Below are 202 nucleotides of genomic sequence, written 5' to 3'. Positions count from 1 at the left end.
CCCGAAGTTACGGGGGCATTTTGCCGAGTTCCTTAACCACAGTTCTCTCGATCTCCTTGGTATTCTCTACCTGACCACCTGTGTTGGTTTGGGGTACGGGCCACATCAGATCTCGCTAGAGGCTTTTCTCGGCAGCATAGGATCATGGAATTCACCGCAACGGCTACGCATCACCTCTCAGGCTATGTGAGATCCGGATTTG

The 202-nt window shown here is 52.5% G+C and carries 1 rRNA gene; it reads right to left on the bottom strand.

Annotation, left to right across the window (positions count from 1 at the left end):
* Positions 1–202: ribosomal RNA gene (locus tag AXK60_RS25120) — 23S ribosomal RNA — on the bottom strand; the annotation flags it as partial.

Origin of the sequence: Tsukamurella pseudospumae (assembly GCF_001575195.1) — a bacterium.
Classification (GTDB): Bacteria; Actinomycetota; Actinomycetes; order Mycobacteriales; family Mycobacteriaceae; genus Tsukamurella; species Tsukamurella pseudospumae.
The sequence above is the reverse complement of the archived record's forward strand: the minus strand, read 5'-3'. Positions and strand labels throughout refer to the sequence as shown.